This window comes from Polaromonas hydrogenivorans, from assembly GCF_040105105.1.
In the GTDB taxonomy this organism is placed as follows: domain Bacteria; phylum Pseudomonadota; class Gammaproteobacteria; order Burkholderiales; family Burkholderiaceae_C; genus Polaromonas; species Polaromonas hydrogenivorans.
Map to the genome: position 1 here is coordinate 4,138,647 of NZ_CP157675.1, position 21,316 is coordinate 4,159,962.

The window sequence follows — 21,316 nt, forward strand, 5'->3', positions numbered from 1 at the left end:
CGCAAAATGCATTTTTTATCTGAATTCTTGACTCCGCAACCCTACAGCGTTTTCCAGAAGCGCAGCGGCACGCAGGTCTGCAGCCGCGTGACCGCCTGGTCCATCAGCGCCGGATGCAACTCATGCCCCAGCGTGCTGGCCACGTCCAGGGTGGCGTCGGCACCGAGTTCCATCAAGTGCGCAAAGTCCTGGCGGGTGCGGGCCACCGGCACCACCGCGTCGTTTTGCCCGTGCAGCAGATGCAGCGTGGTGAGTGCCGGCGCCTTCGCGGGCCAGACGGCGTAGCAGCCGCCAAAGGCCAGCACCCGGCCGACCAGGCCATCGTGCGCATCGCTGAGCGCCAGCGCCAGGGTGGCGCCGGCGCCAAAGCCGGCCAGCGCGGTGTCGGACTGCAGGACGCCAAAGCGCTGCTGCTGCAGGCGCAGAAAATCGGCCAGAGCATTGACCTGCCCTGCCAGCGCGCCGTCGTTGTCGCCCGCCTTGACCGGCCCGGTCAGCCCTTCGGGAATCAGCACCGCCGATTCGGCAAAGGCATCGCCCAGCCGGCTACCCAACTCCAGCATGTCCAGCGCCGAGCCGCCAGCATCGTGCAGCAGCACGAACAAAGGCCTGGGGCTGGCGGCGCCGGACAGCAGTTCGATGGAAGCAACAGCGGGCGGATTCATCGGCAGGGTGGACATGGGCGGATGGGCGTGAAGTTAAAAACAGCAATGGATTGTCCAGGCTTTCCCACTATGGCGCCAGCGGCTGCCCTTGCGTGTAGTCCGGATTCCCGGATGCCTGCGCGACGCAGCGGGTCGCCGCGCGGGCGCGGCGGGGGCGGGCCATCGTTGCTAAGATCATTCACCCGCAACGGGCTGCCGGCCGATGTCGCCCGGCCCCTTCCTCCAGAGAACACTAGCCATGAAAATTGAAAAAAACACCGCCGTCACCCTGCGCTTCAAGGTATCCGATGCCCAGGGCAAGCTGATCGAGGACAGCAAGGAGCCCATGGTTTACCTGCATGGCGGCTACGGCAACACCCTGCCCAAGATTGAGGAAGCGCTCGAAGGCCAGGAAGCCGGCTACCAGACCACGCTGGCCTTGCCGCCCGAAGACGCCTTTGGCCTGCGCGATGAAGACCTGGTGCGGACCATTCCGCGCAGCCAGTTTCCGCCCGGCGTGAAGGTCGGCGGGCAACTCGAAGGCCAGGGCAGCGATGGCCGCAAGCAGGTCTTCAACGTCGCCAAGATCAAGGGCAACACCGTGATCCTGGACGCCAACCATCCATTGGCCGGCAAGGCGCTGCGCTTTACGCTGAAGGTGACCGACGTGCGCCTGGCCTCCGAGGAAGAAATCGCGCACCAGCATGTGCATGGCGAGCACGGCCACCATCATTGAGCCACCCGCTTCAGGCCAAGAAGGCGAAAGCCTTCTGAAGCGGCACGCCCGGGCCGGCTGAAACCGGGCATTTCTCCTCTGGCTTGCGCCTGGTCAAGGTCAGGCAGGACTGCTGGCGGCCGAATAGGTGTATTATAAATGCATCTTTTAAACACCCCTTCCGCCCTGCCTTTTCAACTGGAGTTCCCATGACCGTTTGCGATGCCTACCTGACGATGGATGTCCGCAAGATTGCGCCGCCTGATCGCCATTCCATGATCTTTGCGGCCTTCAAGCTGCTCGGCCCGGACGAAACCATGGAATTGATCAGCGACCACGATCCCAAGCCCCTGCAGGCCCAATTCCAGTTCGAGCTGCCGGGCCAGTTTTCCTGGGCCTATCTGGAGCAAGGCCCGGCCACCTGGCGCATCGCCATCACCCGGCTGAAGAAGTCCGGCCACGGCAGCGGCGGTTGCTGCGGCGGCTGTGGCGGCGGCGCCTGAACCCCGGGCGCTTGGCCTACCCGAAAGAAGTCCTGATGTCACAACCCATCCAGATCAAGAACCCGTCAGCGATCCCGATCGCGCCGCCGCCCGGCTTTGCGCTGTGGGAACTCGGTTTTCGCCCGTTTTACCTGCTGGCCAGCGTGTTTGCCGCGCTGTCGATTGGCCTGTGGGCGCTGCAGTTTGCCGGCTGGCTGGGCCAGCCCTACCTGGCCGGGCCGATGTGGCATGCGCACGAAATGCTGTTCGGCTTCACGCTGGCCGTCGTGGTGGGCTTTTTGTTCACCGCCGGGCGCAACTGGTCGGGCCGACCGACGCCGACCGGCGCGCCGCTGATGGCGCTGGCCGCGCTCTGGGTCGCCGGGCGGGTGCTGGTGCTGACGCCCTTCGGCTGGGCCGCCGCCATCGCCAACGTGGCTTTTCCGCTGGCCGCCGCCGTCGGGCTGGCGATTCCCTTCATTGCCGCGCGCAACCAGCGCAACTATTTTTTCATCGGCCTGCTGCTACTGATGGCCGCTGCCGTGCTGGGCGTTCACCTGGCGCAGTTGGGCGTGACGCAGCTGCCCGGCTGGATCGGCATCCAGGTGGCGCTCGACGGCGTGCTGTTCATCATGGCGGTGATGGGCGGGCGGGTGATTCCGATGTTCACCAACAGCATTCCGGGCGCCGGGGCAATCAAGCGCGGCTGGCTGGAAAAAGCCGCGCTCGGCTCCAGCCTGGCGCTGCTGCTGGCCGATGTGCTGCCGCTGCACGGCTTGCCACTGGCCTTGCTGGCCGGGTTCTCCGCAGCCGCGCACCTGGCCCGGTGGGCGCTGTGGCAGCCGTGGAAAACCCGCCGCACGCCGCTGGTCTGGGTGCTGCATGTGGCCTATTTCTGGATTCCGGTGCATCTGGCGCTGCGCGGCCTGGCCGAAATGGGCTGGGTCGCGCCGTCCATCGCCATCCATGCGCTGACGGTGGGCGCCATTGGCGGACTGATCATCGGCATGATGACGCGCACCGCGCTGGGCCACACCGGCCGGCCGCTCAAGGCGGGCCGCACCGAAGTGGCCTGCTACCTGCTGGTACTGGCGGCGGCGCTGATCCGCGTGTTCGTGCCGCTGCTGGCGCCGGCGCAGCTGGTGAATGCCGTGATCGGGTCCGCTGCGCTGTGGTCGGGCGGCTTTGCGCTGTATGCGGTGGGCTACTGGCCGGTGCTGACGCGCGTTCGGGCTGACGGCAAACCGGGCTAATACTGCAATTGCTCTGTTTTTAATAGCTACCAGCGCCCGTCAACATTGCGCAAAGCACTGTTTTTATGCCTGAATTCCTGTTTTCGGGCGCGGCGCCTGGCATCAATTGTGCTAATCGTCGCCATGACCTGCTCAACCCCACCTTCACGTCATTTCCATTCACTGGCCCTTGCCCTGCTGGCGGTTCTGTCGGGGAATGCCCTGGCGGCCAAGGCCGAGGACGCTTCCGAACAGGTCGCGCAAAAAGCCAGGGAAGAACTGGTCTGCAAACAAAACGTGGACAAGTTCGAACACGCCATTGACTTCGTGCGGGAGACGCAAGGCTCGACCTGGACATCCGCCTTCAAGGAAAAAAAGCTGCCTGCGGCCGTTGAAAAAGATCTGCTGAAAAAAGACGGTTATTGCGGGCTGTCCAGATACCTCAAGGACAAAAAGCTTATTTGAGCCATTCGGGCTGTTCGAGCGGCCGGCCTTGCCCGTAACCGCTCCCGCCTGTCGCCGCGCAGCGCGACGCCCTACCTTTGCGCCGGATTGTTGGGCTGGCGGTCCAGCCGGTTGGGAACGCCATCACCATCCCGGTCGCGTTCGGTGGGGGGTCGAACGCCGTCGTAGTCGCGGCGATTCGGAATGCCGTCACGGTCCCGGTCGCCGTTGCCACGGCCCGGACGCGGCTGATGCGCGCCGGGGTGGAACGGCCGGTTCGGCACGACGACGACCGGCGGCGGTGGCCGGTGCGGCCTGATGACGACCGGAGGCGGTGGCCGGTTATAGCCGTACGGGTAAGGGCGAGAGTAGCCCCCGCCGCCGCCATAGATGTACACCGGCTGCTCGACCACATAAGGCGGGGCCGCGACGCCGCCATAAGGTTCATAGGCGGGCGCAGGGTACACGGCGCAGCCCGTCAGGCCGGCAGCGGTAAAAAGCAGTAAAAGCGTTTTCATAAGACGTTCCTTATACCCGCGAGGACAAACAACCGGGCAGCGTCCATTCAACGCGCGACAGGTAATGCCAGTATGTCGGTTCATGCACAAAGCATGTCTGCCCGTTACCAGATGTGCCCGCAACGCAACGGCTGAATCTGGCGATTGGGCAAAAAAACAGCAGCGCATCAACGAGCCCGCACGCTTGAAACGCAGGCTTCTTCGTGCTTTACAAGTGTGTCTGAGTTATTTTTGCAACAAGTCGTGAGGACGAACGGCGGTTTATGGCAAATAATGCTGGTAGTTTTTTGATTCCAACCAGACAAAGCACGCATATGGACTCCCCAATTTTTACCGTATTGATCGCTGTAGCCGGACTTGTCGCAGGCTTCGTGCTGTGCTGGCTGTTAACGCGGGGCCGCACCCCGGCGCCAGCGCCAGCCCCGCAGGTCAGGCCCGAGGCGCAGGCCGAACTGGCGCAGGCCAAAGAGCGCGTCAGCCAGCTCGAACAGGAACGCCAGGCGGCGGTCAAGAACTACGAAGACCTGAAGCTGCAGACCGCCCGCAGCAAAAAAGAAGCCGCCCCGGCGGCCGAAAGCGCATCGCAGCTGTCCGCGCTGCAGGCCCAGCTGGCCACGCTGCAAGACCAGGAAAGGGCCGCACGCGCCGACGCCGCCAAGGCCAGGTCCGACGCCCAGGCCGAGCAGGCGCAGGCCAAGGAATACTTTCGCTCCATCGAGCAAAAGCAGCAGCTCGCAGCCACCGAGCACCAGGAACTGAAACTGCAGGCCGCCAAACTGCGCGAAGCCCTGGACCTGGCCAAAAAGGCGCCGCAGGCGCCCGTGGCGGCAAGCAGGGAGCCGGCGCTCGAAGCCCGGGTGCAGGCGCTGGAGCAGGAAAATGCCACGCTCAAGCGCAACGCCGCCACGACGGCCGCGTCACTTCAAGACCCCAAAGCCCGGCCCGCCGCCGCCCAGCCGGCACAAGCCACGCAACTGCCGGCACTGGAAAAGCAGGTCATTGAGCTGCAAACCCTCGAAAAAGCCATCCAGAAAGAATTCAAGCTCCTGGCCGAACTCCAGCGCAATGTCACCCTGACATCAGCGACCATCAAAGAGTTCAACGACAGCCCCGAGTCCGACAGAACCGCCGCCGCTCCGGCAGCGGCCTGACCCTTCCCCCAAGGATCTGGCAAAGAATAATTTCCTATCCGTCATTCCCGCGAAGGCGGGAATCCAGCAACACGGGCTGAAATGCTCAAACGAGTCTGGATACCCGCCTTCGCGGGTATGACGCAGGGAAGTTATTGCTGACCGCATCCCAAGTCGCCAAACCACGCCGCGCGCTGGTTTTTCAGCCAGCGCGAGCCACCCGTCATTCAGTCAAGCCACGCCTTTTTGGCGCATGATATGCGTCACAAAATGTTTAAGCGTGTAACTTTCTGATGGCAAAACTCATCCCTGCAATTGGCAGCTGCCTGCCGCGCATGACTTCCGGCGAGCGCCGGCTGGCCGAGCGGCTGGAGCAACAGCTCGACCACGACTGTTTGCTCTGGTACGACGTGCCGGTCGGCCCCAAGCAGTCGCACCCCGACTTTGTGCTGATGCACCCCCGGCACGGCCTGTTGATCCTGGAAACCAAGGAATGGAAGCTGGAGACCATCCGGCAGGCCACCCGGCAGGCCTGGGACATTGTGGTGGGCCGGCGCCTCAAGGTGGTCATGAACCCGCTGGCGCAGGCCCGGTTTTGCGCCATCCAGGTCGTCAACGCCCTGGAGCGCGACCCACAGCTGGTGCAGGCCGAAGGCCGCCACCAGGGCAAGCTGGCCTTTGCGTGGGGCTACGGCGTGGTTTTTACCCACATCACGCGCCAGCAGTTCAACGCCGCCGGGCTGGGCGAGGCGATTGAGCCGCATTACGTGATTTGCCAGGACGAAATGCTCGAAAGCGCCAGCGCCGAAGCCTTCCAGCAGCGGCTGTGGGCCATGTTTGCGCATTCGTTTGGCAGCAGTCACATGTCGACGCAGCAGCTCGACCGGGTGCGCTGGAACATGTTTCCGCAGGTGCGCGTGCAAACCCAAGGCGCGCTGTTCAACGACAACGACCTAGATGCCGAATTCCCCGACATCCTGCGCATGCTCGACCTGCAGCAGGAGCAGCTGGCGCGCAGCCTGGGCGACGGCCACCGCGTGATTCACGGCGTGGCCGGGTCCGGCAAGACGATGATCCTGGGCTACCGCGCCGAATACCTGGCCCAGTCGCACACCGCCGCCAGCAAGCCGATCCTGATCCTTTGCTACAACGAGGCGCTGGCCGTGAAGCTGGCGAGCGTGATGGACGCCAAGGGCCTGTCGGGCAAGGTGCAGGCGCTGCATTTTCACAAATGGTGCCGCGACCAGCTGGTGGCGCATGGCCAGGAACTGCCCGCGCGCGACATGCCGGTGTTCGCCAAGATGGACGAGATGGTGCTGCGCGTGATTCACGGCGTGGACAGCCAGCAGATTCCGAGCGGCCAGTACCAGGCCGTGCTGATCGACGAAGGCCACGACTTCGCGCCCGAATGGCTGAGGCTGGCGACGCAGATGGTGGACCCGGCGACCAAAAATCTGCTGCTGCTGTATGACGACGCGCAAAGCATTTATGAACGCAGCCTTACCCGGCACTTCAGTTTCAAGAGCGTCGGCATCCAGGCGCAGGGCCGCACGACGATTTTGAAGATCAACTACCGCAACACCCGGCAGATTCTGCAGACCGCCAGCCTGGTTGCCGGCGGCCTGCTGCTGGCTGCCGACCGGGACGACGACGGCATTCCACGGCTCAAGCCGATCAGCGGCGGGCGCGACGGCCAGGCGCCGCTGATCTTTCGCCTGCCGAACCGGCGCGCCGAGGCGATCAAGATTGCCGAACTGCTCAACGCCGCGCATCACGAAGGCCACGCCTGGGGCGACATGGCCGTGATTTGCCGGCGCTACGACGAGATGGACGACTGCGCCCAGGCGCTGAGCCGCTGGAAGCTGCCGCACCAGGTGCGCCGAGGCTCAGGCAGCTTTCACCCCAGCGAAGACACGATCAAGGTGCTGACGATGCACGCCAGCAAGGGACTGGAGTTTGCAGTGGTCGCGCTGATGGGCGTGGGGCAGATGCCTGCGGAGGGCGAGGACGAGGGGGAGGAGGCGCGGCTGTTTTATGTGGGGGCGACTCGGGCTACGCAAAGGCTGGTGATCGCCGTGAGTGGCGATGGCAAGTTTGGGTGGCAACTGATTTCTGAACCCCAGCCCGCCTGAAGTCCGGTTTCCCTTCCGGCATACCTTCATAACAATATCAACGAAAGAGCGATGCCCGGATGGCGATTCTTATTCCTTCACTCAACACTTGCCTGCCGCGCATGACCAGCGGCGAGCGCCGACTGGCCGAGCGGCTGGAGCAAAAGCTCGACGACGACTATCTGCTCTGGTACGACGTGCCGGTCGGCCCCAAGCAGTCGCATCCCGACTTCGTGCTGCTGCATCCCCGGCGCGGCCTCTTGATCCTCGAAACCAAGGACTGGAAGCTGGAAACCATCCAGCAGGCCACGCGGCAGGCGTGGGACATTTTGGTAGATGGCCGCATCAAGGTCGTGATGAGCCCGCTGGCACAAGCCCGGTTTTGCGCGATTCAGGTGGTCAACGCCCTAGAGCGCGACCCGCAACTCGTGCAGGCCGAAGGCCGGCACCAAGGCAAGCTGGCTTTTCCGTGGGGCCACGGCGTGGTCTTCACGCGCATCACGCGCAAGCAGTTCGACGCCGCCGGGCTGGGCGAAGCCATTGAGCCGCATTACGTGATCTGCCAAGACGAAATGCTGGAAACCGCCGAGCCGGAAGAATTTCAGCAGCGGCTCTGGAACATGTTTCCCCACAGCTTTGGCGGCGGCCTGATGACGCTGCCGCAGCTCGACCGGGTGCGCTGGAACATGTTTCCGCAGGTGCGCGTGCAGACGCAAGGCGCCCTGTTTGACGACAACGACCTTGAGGCCGACATTCCCGGCATCCTGCGCGTGATGGATTTGCAGCAAGAGCAGCTCGCGCGCAGCCTGGGCGAGGGCCACCGGGTGATTCACGGCGTGGCCGGCTCGGGCAAGACGATGATCCTGGGCTACCGCGCCGAATACCTGGCCAAAGCGGCCACCGACGCCAGCAAGCCGGTGTTGATTCTTTGCTACAACGAGCCGCTGGCCGTCAAGCTGGCGGCGATGATGGATGCCAAGGGGCTCTCAAGCCAGGTGCATGCGCGGCATTTTCACAAATGGTGCCGCGAGCAACTGGTGGCGTTCGGGCAGGACTTGCCCGCGCAGCATTTGACCGTGGCGCAGAAGATGGACGAGATGGTGCTACGCGTGATCTACGGCGTGGACCGTGGGCACATTCCGGCCGGCCAGTACCGGGCCGTACTGATCGACGAGGGCCACGACTTTCAACCCGAATGGCTCCGGCTGGTGACGCAGATGGTGGACCCGGCCACGCACAGCCTCTTGGTGCTGTACGACGACGCGCAGAGCATTTACGAGCGCAGCCGCAGCAAGCAGTTCAGTTTTAAAAGTGTGGGCATCCAGGCGCAGGGCCGCACGACGATTTTGAAAATCAACTACCGCAACACCCGGCAGATTTTGCAGGTGGCCAGCCTGATCGCCGCCGACCTGTTGACGGCCGACGACAAGGGCGACGACGGCATTCCGCTGGTCAAGCCGATCAGTTGCGGGCGCGACGGGCCGGCGCCGCTGATCATCCGCCTGCCCAGCCTGCGCGACGAGGCGGCCAAGGTGGCGACGCTGCTGAGCGCGGCCCACCAGGAAGGCCACGCCTGGGGCGACATGGCGGTGATTTGCCGGCGCTACGACGAGATGGATGCCTGCGCGCAGGCGCTGGGCCGCTGGAAGCTGCCGCACGAGGTGCGCCAGGGCACAGGCAGCTTTCACCCCAACGACGACACGATCAAGGTGCTGACGATGCACGCCAGCAAGGGGCTGGAGTTTCCCGTGGTGGCGCTGGTGGGCGTGGGACGCATGCCAGCGGCGGGCGAGGATGAGCGGGAGGAGGCGCGGCTGTTTTATGTGGGGGCGACGCGGGCTACGCAGAGGCTGGTGATTACGGCGAGTGGGGAGGGAGGATTCGGGCGGAGGTTGCACTGAATTCATCGCGTAAAGTCCCCCAATAGTCAAGAAAGAAAGAACCTCATGGCCCGCCCCCCTTCGACCACAGCTTTAAAAGAAGAACCACTGGAAAAACAGCTATGGAAAGCTGCTGACAAACTGCGAAAAAACATTGATGCTGCCGAATACAAGCATGTAGTGCTTGGGCTTATCTTCCTGAAATACATCTCCGATTCCTTCGAGGAACTGTTTACCAAGCTGCAAGGCGGCGCAGGCGACTATGCCGGGGCCGACCCCGAAGACAAAGACGAGTACAAGGCTGAAAACGTTTTTTTTGTGCCGCCACAAGCGCGCTGGTCATTCCTTCTGGGTAAGGCCAAGCAACCTGACGTTGGTAGCCATGTGGACGGGGCTATGGATGCCATCGAAAAGGAAAACCCCTCTCTCAAGGGCGTATTACCCAAGGTTTTTGCGCGGCAAAACCTTGACCCCGCCAGCTTGGGCGGCTTGATTGACTTGGTGGGAAATATTGCCCTGGGCGACGCCAAAGCCCGTAGTGCGGATGTGTTGGGCCATGTCTTTGAATATTTTCTGGGCGAGTTTGCGCTGGCCGAAGGCAAGCAGGGCGGGCAGTTCTATACGCCACGCTCCATCGTTGAGCTGCTGGTGGTCATGCTGGAGCCCTACAAAGGCCGGGTGTTCGACCCCTGCTGTGGCTCCGGCGGCATGTTCGTGCAATCGGAAAAATTCGTTACCGAACACCAGGGCCGTGTTAACGACATTTCCATCTACGGGCAGGAAAGCAACCAGACCACCTGGCGGCTGGCCAAGATGAACCTGGCCATTCGCGGCATTGACGCTAGCCAAGTGAAGTGGAACAACGAAGGCTCTTTCCTCAACGATGCGCACAAGGATGTCAAAGCCGACTTCATCATTGCGAACCCGCCCTTCAATGTGAGCGACTGGAGCGGTGAGTTGCTACGCAAGGATGGCCGCTGGCAATACGGCGTGCCGCCAACCGGCAACGCCAACTTTGCCTGGTTGCAGCATTTCAACCACCATCTGGCCCCCAATGGCCGTGCCGGTGTGGTGCTGGCCAAAGGCGCACTCACCAGCAAGAGCAGCGGCGAAGGCGACATCCGAAAGGCGCTCGTGGCGGATGGCAATCTGATCGACTGCATCGTTAACCTGCCCGCCAAGCTGTTCCTGAACACGCAAATCCCGGCGGGCCTGTGGTTCATGAACCGCGCCCGCAGCAACGGCCACCCGCGCAAGGGCGAGATTTTGTTCATTGACGCCCGTAACCTGGGCCACCTTATCAACCGCCGCACCCGCGAGCTGAGCCATGACGACATCCAGAAGGTTGCCGACGTTTATCACGCCTGGCGTACGGGTGAGAGCGAATATGTGGACGAAAAGGGTTTTTGCGCATCAGTGCCTTTGGCGCGGGTGGCGGAACTGGATTACGTGCTGACGCCAGGGCGCTACGTGGGCCTGCCTGACGAAGAGGACGATTTCGATTTTACTGAACGCTTTGCTTCGCTAAAGGCGGAGTTTGAGGCTCAGTTGGTGGAGGAGGTCACGCTAAACAAGGCTATTGCTGAGAATCTCAAGAGGGTAAAGGTATGAGTGGCTGGTTAGAAACTTCCACTGGAAAGTTAATAGATGCCGGCGTTTTAAAAATTGGCGATGGTTACCGGGCAAAGAATGATGAACTGGTTGCAAGTGGGTTTCCATTTGCTCGTGCGGGCAACATAAACAATGGTTTTCAGTTCTCCGGTGCAGACTGCTTGCCTAGTCACTATGCAGAGATTGTTGGTGAAAAGGCCAGTAGGTCCGGCGATACGGTTTTTACGTCAAAAGGCACTGTCGGGCGATTTGGTTTTGTAACTGAAAAAACCGAGAAATTTATTTACTCGCCACAACTTTGTTTTTGGCGAAGCCTGAAACAGGATGAGATATTTCCTCTGTTCGTTTATTACTGGATGCACGGCAATGAATTTCTCGGGCAAGTTGAGGGCTTAAAAGGCCAGACCGATATGGCCGATTACGTCAATTTGGCTGATCAGCGGAGAATGAGCATTACGTTGCCGTCTTTCTTTGAGCAAAAAGCTATCGCCATTCTCCTTGGCAGCCTCGACGACAAACTTGACCTGCTGCACCGCCAGAACAAAACCCTCGAAGCCATGGCCGAAACGCTGTTCCGTCAGTGGTTTGTGGAAGACGTGCAAGAAGGCTGGAACGAACGACCGCTGAGCGGCATTGCCAATTTTTTGAATGGTTTGGCATGCCAGAAATATCCACCAACCAATGATCTGGAAAAGCTGCCTGTTCTCAAAATTCGCGAGCTGAGCAGCGGCATTTCTGAAACCGCAGACTGGGCCACAAATCAAGTCAAACCCCGTTACATCGTCGAAGCCGGTGATGTGATTTTTGCCTGGTCCGCGTCCTTGATGGTCAAGGTCTGGGATGGCGAAAAATGCGTATTGAATCAGCACCTGTTTAAGGTCACATCGGACGAGTTCCCCAAATGGTTCTACCTGAGGTGGTGCAAGCACCATCTCGCCGAATTCATCGCAGTCGCTGCCAGCCACGCAACCACCATGGGACACATCAAACGCGGCGACCTGGATGCGGCGATGGTGCTGGTTCCACCACCATCGGTTCTTGAAACCATGTCAAAGCAGATGCAACCACTGTTGGACAAGCAGATCGCGATTGCCCGACAACGCAAAACGCTGGAAAAGCTGCGCGACACCCTACTGCCCAAGTTGATGAATGGCGAAGTGCGGGTGGCCTACTGATGGAAAAGCTCAGGATTACGCTCGCCAAGTACAGCCGATGGCAACCGCTTGACATGTATGTGGATCGCATGGAAGCCCACCTCGAAACCGACTTCAGCATCGCGGTTGAAAACGCAAAAGCTTTACTGGAAAGTATTTGTAAGGAAATCTGCGATACGAAGAGCGTTGAACTAGGAAAGAAGCCAAGTATTAATGCCGTGCTGAAGCAGGCCTTTGTTGCGTTGGGCTATACGGCGGATGAGTTGGTAACTCAAGTATCGGGTTCGCTGGCAAATATTGGCCAATATATCGGCAATTTGAGAAACGAAATCAGCCCGACTTCGCATGGGAAGTCATTGGAGGAGTTGAAGGATAGGAACGATAAAGTCGATTTACTCACTCGAGATTTCTTGATCGACAGCACCCTGGTCGTCGCCGTGTTCCTGATTCGTGCGTTTGAGGAGCGGCAGACTCATGCTGCCGTACCTGTAGTGGGCACTGTTGAAGCACCCCCAGAATACGACGATCACGAAGATTTCAACAACTTCTGGGATGAATCTTTCGGCGAGTTCACCATGGGCCAATATTCTTATCCGGCCAGTGAAATCCTGTTCAATGTGGACATGCAGGCCTATCAAGCCGAATACAAAGCCTTTATTGAATCCGACGAAGAGCCTGCAGGAGAGGATGCATGAGTCTGGATACCCATGCAAAACTGCTGACCCTTCTTGCCATGTCGGCCGAAAACGAGGTGGTGGAGTTCAAGGAAGCCAAGAACGGCTACGACTTCACCAAACTCGGCAAATATTTCTCGGCGTTGTGCAACGAAGCCAACCTGAAACATCATCCATCGGCTTGGCTGGTGTTTGGCGTCAATGACCAGCGGCAGGTGGTGGGTTCCAACTTTCGTTTGGCGCGCAAGGATCTGGACAGTTTGAAAGAGGAGATCGCGAACAAAACCACTAACCGCATTACCTTCATCGAAATTCACGAGGTGGCACACGCCCAAGGGCGGGTGCTATTGCTGGAGATTCCTGCCGCACCCAAAGGCTTGCCGGTGGCTTACGACGGGCATTATTACGGGCGCGATGGCGAAGCGCTGTCACCGCTGAACCTGGAGGAGATCGAGCGCATCCGGGCGCAATCGACGGTGGAGGACTGGAGTGCAGTTGTCGTGCCCAACGCCAGCCTGGTCGATCTGGATGAAGAAGCCTTGGTGGTTGCGCGGCGCAATTTCAAGAGCAAATTCCCGGATAAGGCTGCCGAAGTGGACGGCTGGGACGACTTGACCTTCTTGAACAAGGCCAAGCTGACCATCAAGGGGCGGATCACGCGCACCGCACTGTTGCTGCTGGGTCGTGAAGAGGCTGAGCATTTCCTGCTGCCCGCAGAGGCCAAGATTCGTTGGCTGCTGAAGGACCATCTGGGCAACGACAGGGACTACGCCCTGTTTGGCATGCCGCTGCTGCTGGCGGTGGACAAGGTGTACGCCAAGATTCGCAACCTCAAATATCGCTACATCCGCGAAGGCACCCTATTCCCGGATGAGATCGACCAATATGCGCCTTATTCGATTCGTGAGGCGCTGAACAATTGCATTGCGCATCAGGACTACACGCTGGCGGGGCGCATCAATGTGATTGAGCGGGAAGAAAGCCTGAGCTTCACCAACAAAGGCAGCTTTGTGCCTGGCGATGTGCGCCGGGTAGTGATGGAAGATGCGCCCGAAGAACATTACCGCAACCGCTTCCTTGCCACCGCCATGTTCAACCTCAAGATGGTGGACACGGCGGGCGGCGGTATCCGCAAGCTATTTTTGTTTCAGAGGCAGCGCTTTTTCCCGATGCCGGACTACGACCTCTCAGGCAACCGGGTCCAGCTGACGCTGACAGGGAAGGTGTTGGACATGGACTACGCCCGCATGCTGGCCAGCGATGGCGCCTTGGCGTTGCAGGACATCATGGCCTTGGACAAGGTGCAGAAGCGGCTGGCGCTGACTGCGGATGAAGAGAAGTTACTAAAGGCCAAGACGCTGATTGAAGGGCGAAAGCCGAATTTTTTCATTGCCAAGTCACTGGCACAGCAAACCGGCCAGAAGGCGCGCTACAGCAAGAACCGGGCGTTTGACAAGCAGTATTACCTGGACCTGATTTGCAAGGCCGTGAAAGAACACGGCTCGCTGGCACGCAAGGACATTGATGAATTACTGTGGAACAAGCTGCCCGATTGGATGGACGAGCGGCAACGGAAGATCAAGGTTGGCAACCTGATTGCGGAGCTGAGGCGGCATCAGAAGATCGTCAATCAAGGTAGCGATACAAAACCGTCCTGGGCTCTCGTAACCAATCACCCTGTATGAGAGTTTATGAGAGATCTGATGAATTAATGCAAAAAAATCTATGAAAATCAATGAGTTACGCTCTCATCTATTTTTTTAAGCCGTCACGAATTGAAGCGAAACAAGAGATATAACCAGCATGCTCACCGAATCCGCCATTGAAACCTTTGCTATTAAGCTGTTTGAACGGCTGGGCTACATCTACCTGCACGGCCCGGACATCTCCCCCGACAGCGACAACCCGGAGCGCAGCAGCTACGCTGAGGTGTTGTTGCTCGGTCGGCTGGCCCAGGCCGCTGGGCGCATCAACCACAAGCTGCCACGGGATGTGGTTGAGATGGCGCTCAAGGAAGTGCAACGAGCCCACTCCCCTGACCTGCTGGCCAGTAACGAAGCTTTCCATCGCCTGCTGACCGAAGGGGTGCCGGTCAGCCTGCAAAAGGACGGTGACACGCGCGGCGAACGGGTTTGGTTGATCGACTTTGCCCGGCCTGCGAACAATGAATTTGTGGTGGCCAACCAGTTCACCGTCATCGAAAACCACCAAAACAAGCGACCCGACCTGGTGCTGTTTGTCAACGGCATCCCGCTGGTGGTGATCGAGCTGAAGAACGCCGTCGATGAAAACGCCACCCTTAAAGCGGCGTATCAGCAGATTGAAACCTACAAGCAAGCCATACCGACCCTGTTCACCTCTAACGCCTTGGTAGTGATCTCTGACGGGCTAGAGGCCAAGGCAGGCTCCATTTCGGCGAGTCTGTCGCGTTTCATGGCCTGGAAAAGCGCCGATGGCAAGGCGGAGGCGTCTCATCTGGTTAGCCAGTTGGAAACGCTGATCATCGGTATGTTGAACCCAGAGACTTTGCTGGACTTGGTGCGCCACTTCATCGTTTTCGAGAAGGGCAGCAAGGAAGACCCAAAAACGGGCCAGATCACGATCAGCACCATCAAGAAGCTGGCGGCCTATCACCAGTATTACGCAGTGAACGCGGCGGTAGCCTCCACCTTGCGGGCGGCGGACATGAGCGGGCCGTTATCTGTGCGTGAAAAACCGGCCAGCTACGGACTGCCAGGTGTTGCGGACCAGCCCAAGGGTGACATGAAGGCGGGGGTGGTGTGGCATACCCAGGGGTCGGGCAAGTCGCTTTCCATGGTTTTCTATACCGGCAAGATCGTGCTGGCGCTGGACAACCCGACGGTGCTGGTAATTACCGACCGCAATGATCTGGACGATCAGCTCTTTGACACCTTTGCCGCTTCCAAACAGTTGTTGCGACAGGAGCCAGTGCAAGCCAAGGATCGCGAGCACTTGAAGGCACTGCTGAAGGTGGCAGCGGGCGGCGTGGTTTTCTCAACCATCCAGAAGTTCCAGCCCGATGAGGGCAATGTTTACGACCAGCTTTCCAATCGTTCAAACATCGTGGTGATCGTCGATGAAGCCCACCGCACCCAATATGGTTTTGCCGCCAAGACGGTGGACGAGAAAAACGCCGATGGCGTGGTGATAGGCAAGAAGGTTGTTTATGGCTTTGCCAAGTATCTGCGTGATGCTTTGCCACGCGCCACCTATCTGGGCTTCACTGGCACACCCATTGAGAAGACCGATGTGAACACCCCAGCGGTGTTTGGCAACTATGTGGACATCTACGACATTGCCCAAGCGGTGGAGGATGGTGCCACAGTGCGTATTTACTACGAAAGCCGCCTGGCCAAAGTGAGTTTGAGCGAGGAGGGCAAGAAGCTGATTGCCGAACTGGACGAAGAGCTGGAGCAAGATGAGCTGACCGAGACACAAAAAGCCAAAGCCAAGTGGACCAAGATGGAGGCGCTGATTGGCAGTGAGCAGCGCATCAAAAATATTGCCCGTGACATCGTCAGTCACTTTGAAGTCCGGCAAGAGGTCTTCGCAGGCAAGGCAATGGTGGTAAGCATGTCGCGTCGTATTGCCGCCGATCTGTACGAAGAGATTATCAAGTTGCGCCCCGACTGGCATGCTGATGAACTGGGCAAAGGCGTCATCAAGGTGGTTATGACTGCCGCATCGAGCGATGGACCAAAGCTCGCCAAACACCACACCACCAAGGAGCAGCGCAAGTTGCTAGCCGAGCGCATGAAAGCTGAAGATGACCCGCTCAAACTGGTGATCGTGCGCGACATGTGGCTGACCGGCTTCGATGCGCCGAGCATGCACACCCTTTACATTGACAAGCCCATGAAGGGGCACAACCTGATGCAAGCCATTGCGCGGGTGAATCGTGTGTACAAAGACAAGCCCGGCGGCTTGGTGGTGGATTATTTAGGAATCGCGGCGGACCTCAAAGAGGCGCTTTCGTTCTATTCCGATGCGGGCGGCAAGGGTGATCCAACCCTGTTGCAGGAGCAGGCCGTGGGCCTGATGCTGGAGAAGCTTGAGGTGATATCGGCCCTTTATCACGGCTTTGCCTATGAACACTATTTCAAAGCGGATACCGCCCAGAAGCTGTCGCTGATTCTCGCGGCGGAAGAACATATCCTCGGCTTGGATGACGGTCGCAAGCGTTATATCAACGAGGTCACGGCGCTTTCACAGGCCTTCGCCATTGCCATACCGCATGAGCAGGCGATAGATGTGAAGGACGAGGTGGGCTTCTTTCAAGCGGTGAAGGCGCGGCTGGTGAAGTACGACAGTGTCGGGGGCGGGCGCAGCAACGAAGAAATCGAAACGACCATTCGCCAGGTGATCGACCAAGCGTTGGTGTCGGAACAAGTGATTGACGTGTTTGACGCGGCGGGCATAAAAAAACCAGACATTTCAATTTTGTCTGATGAATTCTTGGCCGAACTGAAAGGCTACGAGCATAAAAACGTGGCTTTGGAGGTGCTCAAGAAACTCCTCAATGACGAATTGAAAATCCGCGCAAAGCGCAACCTGGTGCAAAGCCGGTCACTGATGGAAATGTTAGAGGCCGCTATCAAGAAGTACCACAACAAAATTCTGACTGCTGCAGAGGTGATGGACGAGTTGATCAAGGTCAGCAAGGAAATCGTCGCCGCCGATGATGAAGCCAAACACATGGGGCTTTCTGACTTTGAGTATGCGTTCTACACCGCAGTGGCAAACAACGACAGTGCCCGTGAGCTGATGCAACAAGACAAGTTACGCGAACTGGCTGTGGTGTTAACCCAGCGGGTACGCGAAAACGCATCCATTGATTGGACTATCAAAGAGAACGTCAGAGCTAAGCTCAAGGTGATTGTGAAGCGTACCTTGCGGCAATTTGGCTATCCGCCAAGCATGGAATTGCTCGCGACTGAAACGGTACTTAAACAGGCGGAAATGATTGCGAACGAGCTTACGGGCATTGTTTAAGTGATTTTGAAGAGGATCGAACTTTTACGGCATTTCTGCTGAGCTTTGCTGCCAGCAGCCAGCATGCCCGATACCCAAAGTTGTTGACCGCGTTGTATGAACAGTCATTGGAAGCATATTCAGCCAGCTACTTTTGCAGCCCACTCCGCAAGTTTCTGCTGCAACTCCTCTTTGCTCGGAAAATAAAGCTGGTATTCCCGCGCATGGATATTCGCGTCTTTGGGAAAAGTGATTTCAACCAGCGCCTCGTGCTTTTTCTTGCACAGCACGATGCCGATGGTGGCGCTTTCGGTATCGGTTTTGACGTAGCGGTCAAAGTAGTTGACGTACATCTGCATCTGGCCTAAATCCTGATGGGTGAGCTTGCCGATTTTCAGGTCGATCAGCACATAGCAGCGCAGCAGGCGGTTGTAGAAAACCAGATCGACGAAAAAATGGTCGCCGTCAAAGGTAAAGCGCTTTTGCCGGGCTTCAAACAAAAAGCCCTTGCCCAGCTCCAGCAGAAAATGCTCGATCTGGCTGATGATGGCGCCTTCCAGGTCGGACTCGGAATACCGGGCTTGTTCGGACAGGCCAAAAAACTCCAGCACCAGCGGCTCCTTGAGCAAGTCCTGGGGCCGGCTGACGATTTGCCCCTGTTGGGCAAGCTGGCGAATGCCGTCTTTGTCGCGGCTCAGCGCCAGGCGTTCGTACAGGCCGCTGTCAAACTGGCGCTTGAGCTCGCGCACGGTCCAGTTCTGGCTGGCCGCTTCGATTTCGTAGAAGTCGCGTTCATCGGCCTTCTTGATGCCCAGCAGAAAAACATAGTGGGACCAGCTCAGGCTGAAGGGGCGTTTTTCAACCGCTGCCAATAGGTCAGACGCCGCCTGACCTATGCGGCCCTTGGAGGTTTCAAATAAGTCAGACGCTGTCTGACTTATTCGGTGGGCGTTCAGTAGATAGAACTGGCGCATCAACTTGAGATTGGTCACCGAAAAGCCGCTTCCAAACTCGACCGTCAGGCGTTCAGCCAGCCGTTTCAGCACTTCCTTGCCGTACTCCGCGCGACTTTCACCTTGCTGTTCATGCGCCACGACATGTCGGCCAATCTCGAAATTGGTACGCACCTGCACCAGGTCAACGCCACGCGCAACGGTGCTGCGGGCGGACAGGACCAGCGAGCGGATGCTGGAATACAGAGCCAATTCCGCATCCGGTGCTGCAGACGCCGTGCGAGACACTTTTTTCATCGCGTATCCTTATTTAATTTGATAGCAGCTTGTGCAGGCAGCACATGCGCTAGAGGCCTTTTTTACTCAAAATTTCGCCATATTCACCGCTTTTCGCCAGCCGATAGCCCGTGTTGCAGCCTCCGCCCTCCAATGAGCGCATCTCCCGGAGCATCGTCATTGAACAATGGCAAAACTCCCCGGTCTGGCGCGAAATGGAGGCATTTGTTCCGGGCATTTCGGTGTATCAGTCAGTTTTTCTGTTTTATGCCAAAACCCTATATAAAACAATCAGTTATCGATATTTTCGTGCTTCAATTTCCGCCACATGAGCCGATATTCTAAAAATACAGCTCACCATTTGAGCCGTATTCTTTAAAATACGGCTCATGACAACCCCCGCACCCACCATGCCAGCCCGCTACATCTGGCAGCACCCCGACTGGCCCAAGCTCGGTTTTGACGCACAGGCGCTGGCCCCCGACCTGAATCAGGCGCGGCTCCAGCAGGGCCGCTTGCTGGGCCTGCTCGATGCCATTGGCTTGGCGGAGGCGCAGGAAATCACGCGCGAGCTGTGGGTGCAGGAGGCCGTTGCCACGGCGGCGATTGAGGGTGAACAGCTTGATCTGGCGGCGGTTCGTTCGTCGGTGGCGTACCGTCTGGGGTTGGCCGACGCGCCCACGGGTGATCGCCATGTGGACGGGCTGGTGGAGGTGATGCAGGACGCGACCGACGGATTCGCCTCGGTGCTGGACGGCGACCGTTTGTGCCGCTGGCAGTCGGCCCTGTTTCCGGGCGGCACGTCGGGCCTGCGCCGGATTGCCGTGGGGCGCTGGCGCGACCACGCCGACCCGATGCAAATCGTCAGCGGGCGGCCCGGTCGGGAGGTGGTGCATTACACCGCGCCCGCTTCCAGCCGGGTGGCGGGTGAAATGGCGCGGTTTCTGGCCTGGTTTGAAGCCACGCGCCCAGCCAGCCAGCGGGCCGTCGCCGCATCGCCCGACGTGCCGGCCACCACGCTCAACGGCATTGCCCGTGCGGCGGTGGCGCACCTGTGGTTTGAATCGATTCATCCGTTTGAAGACGGCAATGGCCGGCTCGGGCGCGCCATTGTGGACATGGCGCTGGCGCAGGATGTGGGCGCACCGGCCCGGCTGTTCGGCATGTCGCGGCAACTGCTGGTGTCGAGAAGCGCTTATTACGACGCCTTGAGCCAGGCGCAGTCTGGCCCGCCGGAGGGCGCGCTGGATGTGACGCCGTGGGTGCAATGGTTTGTGCAGGCTTTTACCCGGAGCTGCATCCTGTCCCAGGCGGCGGTGAAGCAGGCGCTGGACAAAGCCGCGTTCCGGTTGCGCATGTCCTGCTTGGCGCTGAATGCGCGGCAAATCAAGGTGCTGATGCGCCTGCTTGAAGCGGGAAGCACCGAACTGGGCGGCGGATTCCTGGGCGGCATGACCGCCGAGAAGTACGGCAAGATCAGCGCCACCTCCAAGGCCACCGCCACGCGCGACCTGGCCGAGCTTCTGCAGCACGGTTTGCTCAGGGTCGAAGGCGTCGGCAAGGCCACGCGCTACGCCGTCAACGTCGCGGGTTGGAACCAGCCGGTGACGCGCTGACCCAAACCGAGCGCTTCGCCTCAATGGCGATTTCGGCGCCGCCCTGACTCACCCTGGCTGCTACAGTCCGTCCGATGTCCAGCCAAGCCGCATCATCCCCGCCAGCCCCATTGCCCCACGCCCATGCACACGCAGTTTCCCGCCTGCGCGCCGCCCGCCTGGCGCGCAGTTCCAAACCCTTTCTGGCCCGTGGCGGTCCGCGTGGGGAGCGCTGCGCCGGTTGCCGCCTGATTCCCAGCCACTGCCTGTGCGCCTTGCGTCCGGCCGTGCCGGTGCGTGCGGGGGTTTGCCTGATCATGGCCGACATCGAGCCGCTCAAGCCCAGCAACACGGGCTGGCTGATCGCCGATGTGGTGGCCGACACGTCGGCCTTTGGCTGGGCGCGCACCGAGGTGGACCCTGCGCTGCTGGCCCTGCTGGCCGATCCGCAGTGGCAGCCGTATCTGGTGTTTCCGGGTGAGTTCGTCGCGGACGGACGCGTCGTGGCGGAGGTGCAGCCCACCGACCTTGACAACGGCAAGCGGCCGCTGTTTGTGTTGCTCGACGCCACCTGGCCCGAGGCGCGCAAGATGTTTCGCAAGAGCCCCTACCTGGACCACCTGCCGGTGCTCAGCCTGCAGACCGAGCAGCTTTCCAGCTACCGCCTGCGCCGCTCCAGGCGCGCCGACCATTTCTGCACTTCAGAAGTCGCCGCGCTGTGCCTGGAACTGGCGGGCGAGCCGCATGCGGCACGGACGCTGGAGGCTTACCTCGATGTGTTCACCAGCCACTACCTGTTGGCCAAGCAGCAGTTGCCCGTGGATGGGGAAGACGCGGCGCACCAGCGTCTGCGCGGCTTGCGTTTGCCTGGCGGCAGAGGCGCTGGCGCCTGACGGGAAGTTCGC

Annotated in this window: 17 protein-coding genes; 14 read left to right on the forward strand and 3 right to left on the reverse strand. The window is 59.7% G+C overall.

The window, feature by feature from the left end; all coding sequences use genetic code 11:
• Positions 1 to 41: 41 nt before the first annotated feature.
• Positions 42 to 680, reverse strand: a complete 639-nt coding sequence (gene ypfH / locus ABLV49_RS19810; RefSeq protein ID WP_349279174.1) for an esterase — start codon at positions 678 to 680, stop codon at positions 42 to 44.
• Between the two features lie 223 nt (positions 681 to 903).
• Here ypfH and ABLV49_RS19815 point away from each other — a divergent pair, with 223 nt between their 5' ends.
• From ABLV49_RS19815 to ABLV49_RS19830, 4 genes are all read left to right on the forward strand, one after another.
• A complete protein-coding gene (locus ABLV49_RS19815; protein WP_349279176.1) occupies positions 904 to 1,380 on the forward strand; it encodes an FKBP-type peptidyl-prolyl cis-trans isomerase in 477 nt (158 codons plus the stop codon).
• A 188-nt stretch (positions 1,381 to 1,568) separates the two neighbouring features.
• Positions 1,569 to 1,862 (forward strand): DUF2249 domain-containing protein, encoded by a 294-nt coding sequence (locus tag ABLV49_RS19820; RefSeq protein ID WP_349279178.1) that lies wholly within the window; start codon positions 1,569 to 1,571, stop codon positions 1,860 to 1,862.
• A 35-nt stretch (positions 1,863 to 1,897) separates the two neighbouring features.
• On the forward strand, positions 1,898 to 3,094 hold the full coding sequence (locus ABLV49_RS19825; RefSeq protein WP_349279179.1) for an NnrS family protein: 1,197 nt from the start codon (positions 1,898 to 1,900) through the stop codon (positions 3,092 to 3,094).
• Between the two features lie 123 nt (positions 3,095 to 3,217).
• A complete protein-coding gene (locus ABLV49_RS19830; RefSeq protein WP_349279180.1) occupies positions 3,218 to 3,538 on the forward strand; it encodes a hypothetical protein in 321 nt (106 codons plus the stop codon).
• Positions 3,539 to 3,609: 71 nt separating this feature from the next.
• On the opposite strand, the gene ABLV49_RS19835 is transcribed toward ABLV49_RS19830, so the two are convergent.
• Positions 3,610 to 4,035, reverse strand: coding sequence for a hypothetical protein (locus ABLV49_RS19835; RefSeq protein ID WP_349279182.1), 426 nt, complete (start codon positions 4,033 to 4,035; stop codon positions 3,610 to 3,612).
• A gap of 314 nt (positions 4,036 to 4,349) precedes the next feature.
• Here ABLV49_RS19835 and ABLV49_RS19840 point away from each other — a divergent pair, with 314 nt between their 5' ends.
• From ABLV49_RS19840 to ABLV49_RS19875, 8 genes are all read left to right on the forward strand, one after another.
• Positions 4,350 to 5,186 (forward strand): hypothetical protein, encoded by an 837-nt coding sequence (locus ABLV49_RS19840; protein ID WP_349279184.1) that lies wholly within the window; start codon positions 4,350 to 4,352, stop codon positions 5,184 to 5,186.
• A 272-nt stretch (positions 5,187 to 5,458) separates the two neighbouring features.
• The gene (locus ABLV49_RS19845) at positions 5,459 to 7,297 is read left to right on the forward strand and encodes a DEAD/DEAH box helicase (protein WP_349279186.1); all 1,839 of its coding nucleotides are present in this window, start codon (positions 5,459 to 5,461) and stop codon (positions 7,295 to 7,297) included.
• 59 nt (positions 7,298 to 7,356) lie between these two features.
• Positions 7,357 to 9,177 carry a DEAD/DEAH box helicase gene (locus ABLV49_RS19850; protein ID WP_349279188.1) on the forward strand — a complete coding sequence of 607 codons (1,821 nt, stop codon included), beginning with the start codon at positions 7,357 to 7,359 and terminating at the stop codon, positions 9,175 to 9,177.
• 45 nt (positions 9,178 to 9,222) lie between these two features.
• The gene (locus ABLV49_RS19855) at positions 9,223 to 10,767 is read left to right on the forward strand and encodes a type I restriction-modification system subunit M (protein WP_349279189.1); all 1,545 of its coding nucleotides are present in this window, start codon (positions 9,223 to 9,225) and stop codon (positions 10,765 to 10,767) included.
• Positions 10,764 to 11,942, forward strand: coding sequence for a restriction endonuclease subunit S (locus tag ABLV49_RS19860; RefSeq protein WP_349279191.1), 1,179 nt, complete (start codon positions 10,764 to 10,766; stop codon positions 11,940 to 11,942). The genes ABLV49_RS19855 and ABLV49_RS19860 overlap by 4 nt, the downstream gene beginning before the upstream one ends.
• Positions 11,942 to 12,616 carry an abortive infection family protein gene (locus tag ABLV49_RS19865; RefSeq protein ID WP_349279193.1) on the forward strand — a complete coding sequence of 225 codons (675 nt, stop codon included), beginning with the start codon at positions 11,942 to 11,944 and terminating at the stop codon, positions 12,614 to 12,616. The genes ABLV49_RS19860 and ABLV49_RS19865 overlap by 1 nt, the downstream gene beginning before the upstream one ends.
• Before the next feature lie 59 nt (positions 12,617 to 12,675).
• A complete protein-coding gene (locus ABLV49_RS19870) occupies positions 12,676 to 14,280 on the forward strand; it encodes an RNA-binding domain-containing protein (RefSeq protein WP_349279195.1) in 1,605 nt (534 codons plus the stop codon).
• Positions 14,281 to 14,398: 118 nt separating this feature from the next.
• Positions 14,399 to 17,608, forward strand: a complete 3,210-nt coding sequence (locus ABLV49_RS19875) for a type I restriction endonuclease subunit R (RefSeq protein ID WP_349279197.1) — start codon at positions 14,399 to 14,401, stop codon at positions 17,606 to 17,608.
• Between the two features lie 119 nt (positions 17,609 to 17,727).
• On the opposite strand, the gene ABLV49_RS19880 is transcribed toward ABLV49_RS19875, so the two are convergent.
• Complete coding sequence (locus ABLV49_RS19880) at positions 17,728 to 18,837, reverse strand: PDDEXK nuclease domain-containing protein (RefSeq protein WP_349279198.1); 1,110 nt, start codon at positions 18,835 to 18,837, stop codon at positions 17,728 to 17,730.
• A 389-nt stretch (positions 18,838 to 19,226) separates the two neighbouring features.
• Between ABLV49_RS19880 and ABLV49_RS19885 the strand changes: the two genes are divergently transcribed.
• Positions 19,227 to 20,432, forward strand: a complete 1,206-nt coding sequence (locus ABLV49_RS19885; protein WP_349279200.1) for a Fic family protein — start codon at positions 19,227 to 19,229, stop codon at positions 20,430 to 20,432.
• 74 nt (positions 20,433 to 20,506) lie between these two features.
• Positions 20,507 to 21,304, forward strand: a complete 798-nt coding sequence (locus ABLV49_RS19890; protein ID WP_349279202.1) for a tRNA-uridine aminocarboxypropyltransferase — start codon at positions 20,507 to 20,509, stop codon at positions 21,302 to 21,304.
• The last annotated feature ends 12 nt before the right edge of the window (positions 21,305 to 21,316 follow it).

What these genes read in the sequence shown, in the direction of transcription:
- ypfH (WP_349279174.1), bottom strand. Translation starts at nt 680, where the DNA reads ATGTCCACCCTGCCGATGAATCCGCCCGCTGTTGCTTCCATCGAACTG.
- ABLV49_RS19815 (WP_349279176.1), top strand. Translation starts at nt 904, where the DNA reads ATGAAAATTGAAAAAAACACCGCCGTCACCCTGCGCTTCAAGGTATCC.
- ABLV49_RS19820 (WP_349279178.1), top strand. Translation starts at nt 1,569, where the DNA reads ATGACCGTTTGCGATGCCTACCTGACGATGGATGTCCGCAAGATTGCG.
- ABLV49_RS19825 (WP_349279179.1), top strand. Translation starts at nt 1,898, where the DNA reads ATGTCACAACCCATCCAGATCAAGAACCCGTCAGCGATCCCGATCGCG.
- ABLV49_RS19830 (WP_349279180.1), top strand. Translation starts at nt 3,218, where the DNA reads ATGACCTGCTCAACCCCACCTTCACGTCATTTCCATTCACTGGCCCTT.
- ABLV49_RS19835 (WP_349279182.1), bottom strand. Translation starts at nt 4,035, where the DNA reads ATGAAAACGCTTTTACTGCTTTTTACCGCTGCCGGCCTGACGGGCTGC.
- ABLV49_RS19840 (WP_349279184.1), top strand. Translation starts at nt 4,350, where the DNA reads ATGGACTCCCCAATTTTTACCGTATTGATCGCTGTAGCCGGACTTGTC.
- ABLV49_RS19845 (WP_349279186.1), top strand. Translation starts at nt 5,459, where the DNA reads ATGGCAAAACTCATCCCTGCAATTGGCAGCTGCCTGCCGCGCATGACT.
- ABLV49_RS19850 (WP_349279188.1), top strand. Translation starts at nt 7,357, where the DNA reads ATGGCGATTCTTATTCCTTCACTCAACACTTGCCTGCCGCGCATGACC.
- ABLV49_RS19855 (WP_349279189.1), top strand. Translation starts at nt 9,223, where the DNA reads ATGGCCCGCCCCCCTTCGACCACAGCTTTAAAAGAAGAACCACTGGAA.
- ABLV49_RS19860 (WP_349279191.1), top strand. Translation starts at nt 10,764, where the DNA reads ATGAGTGGCTGGTTAGAAACTTCCACTGGAAAGTTAATAGATGCCGGC.
- ABLV49_RS19865 (WP_349279193.1), top strand. Translation starts at nt 11,942, where the DNA reads ATGGAAAAGCTCAGGATTACGCTCGCCAAGTACAGCCGATGGCAACCG.
- ABLV49_RS19875 (WP_349279197.1), top strand. Translation starts at nt 14,399, where the DNA reads ATGCTCACCGAATCCGCCATTGAAACCTTTGCTATTAAGCTGTTTGAA.
- ABLV49_RS19880 (WP_349279198.1), bottom strand. Translation starts at nt 18,837, where the DNA reads ATGAAAAAAGTGTCTCGCACGGCGTCTGCAGCACCGGATGCGGAATTG.
- ABLV49_RS19885 (WP_349279200.1), top strand. Translation starts at nt 19,227, where the DNA reads ATGCCAGCCCGCTACATCTGGCAGCACCCCGACTGGCCCAAGCTCGGT.
- ABLV49_RS19890 (WP_349279202.1), top strand. Translation starts at nt 20,507, where the DNA reads ATGTCCAGCCAAGCCGCATCATCCCCGCCAGCCCCATTGCCCCACGCC.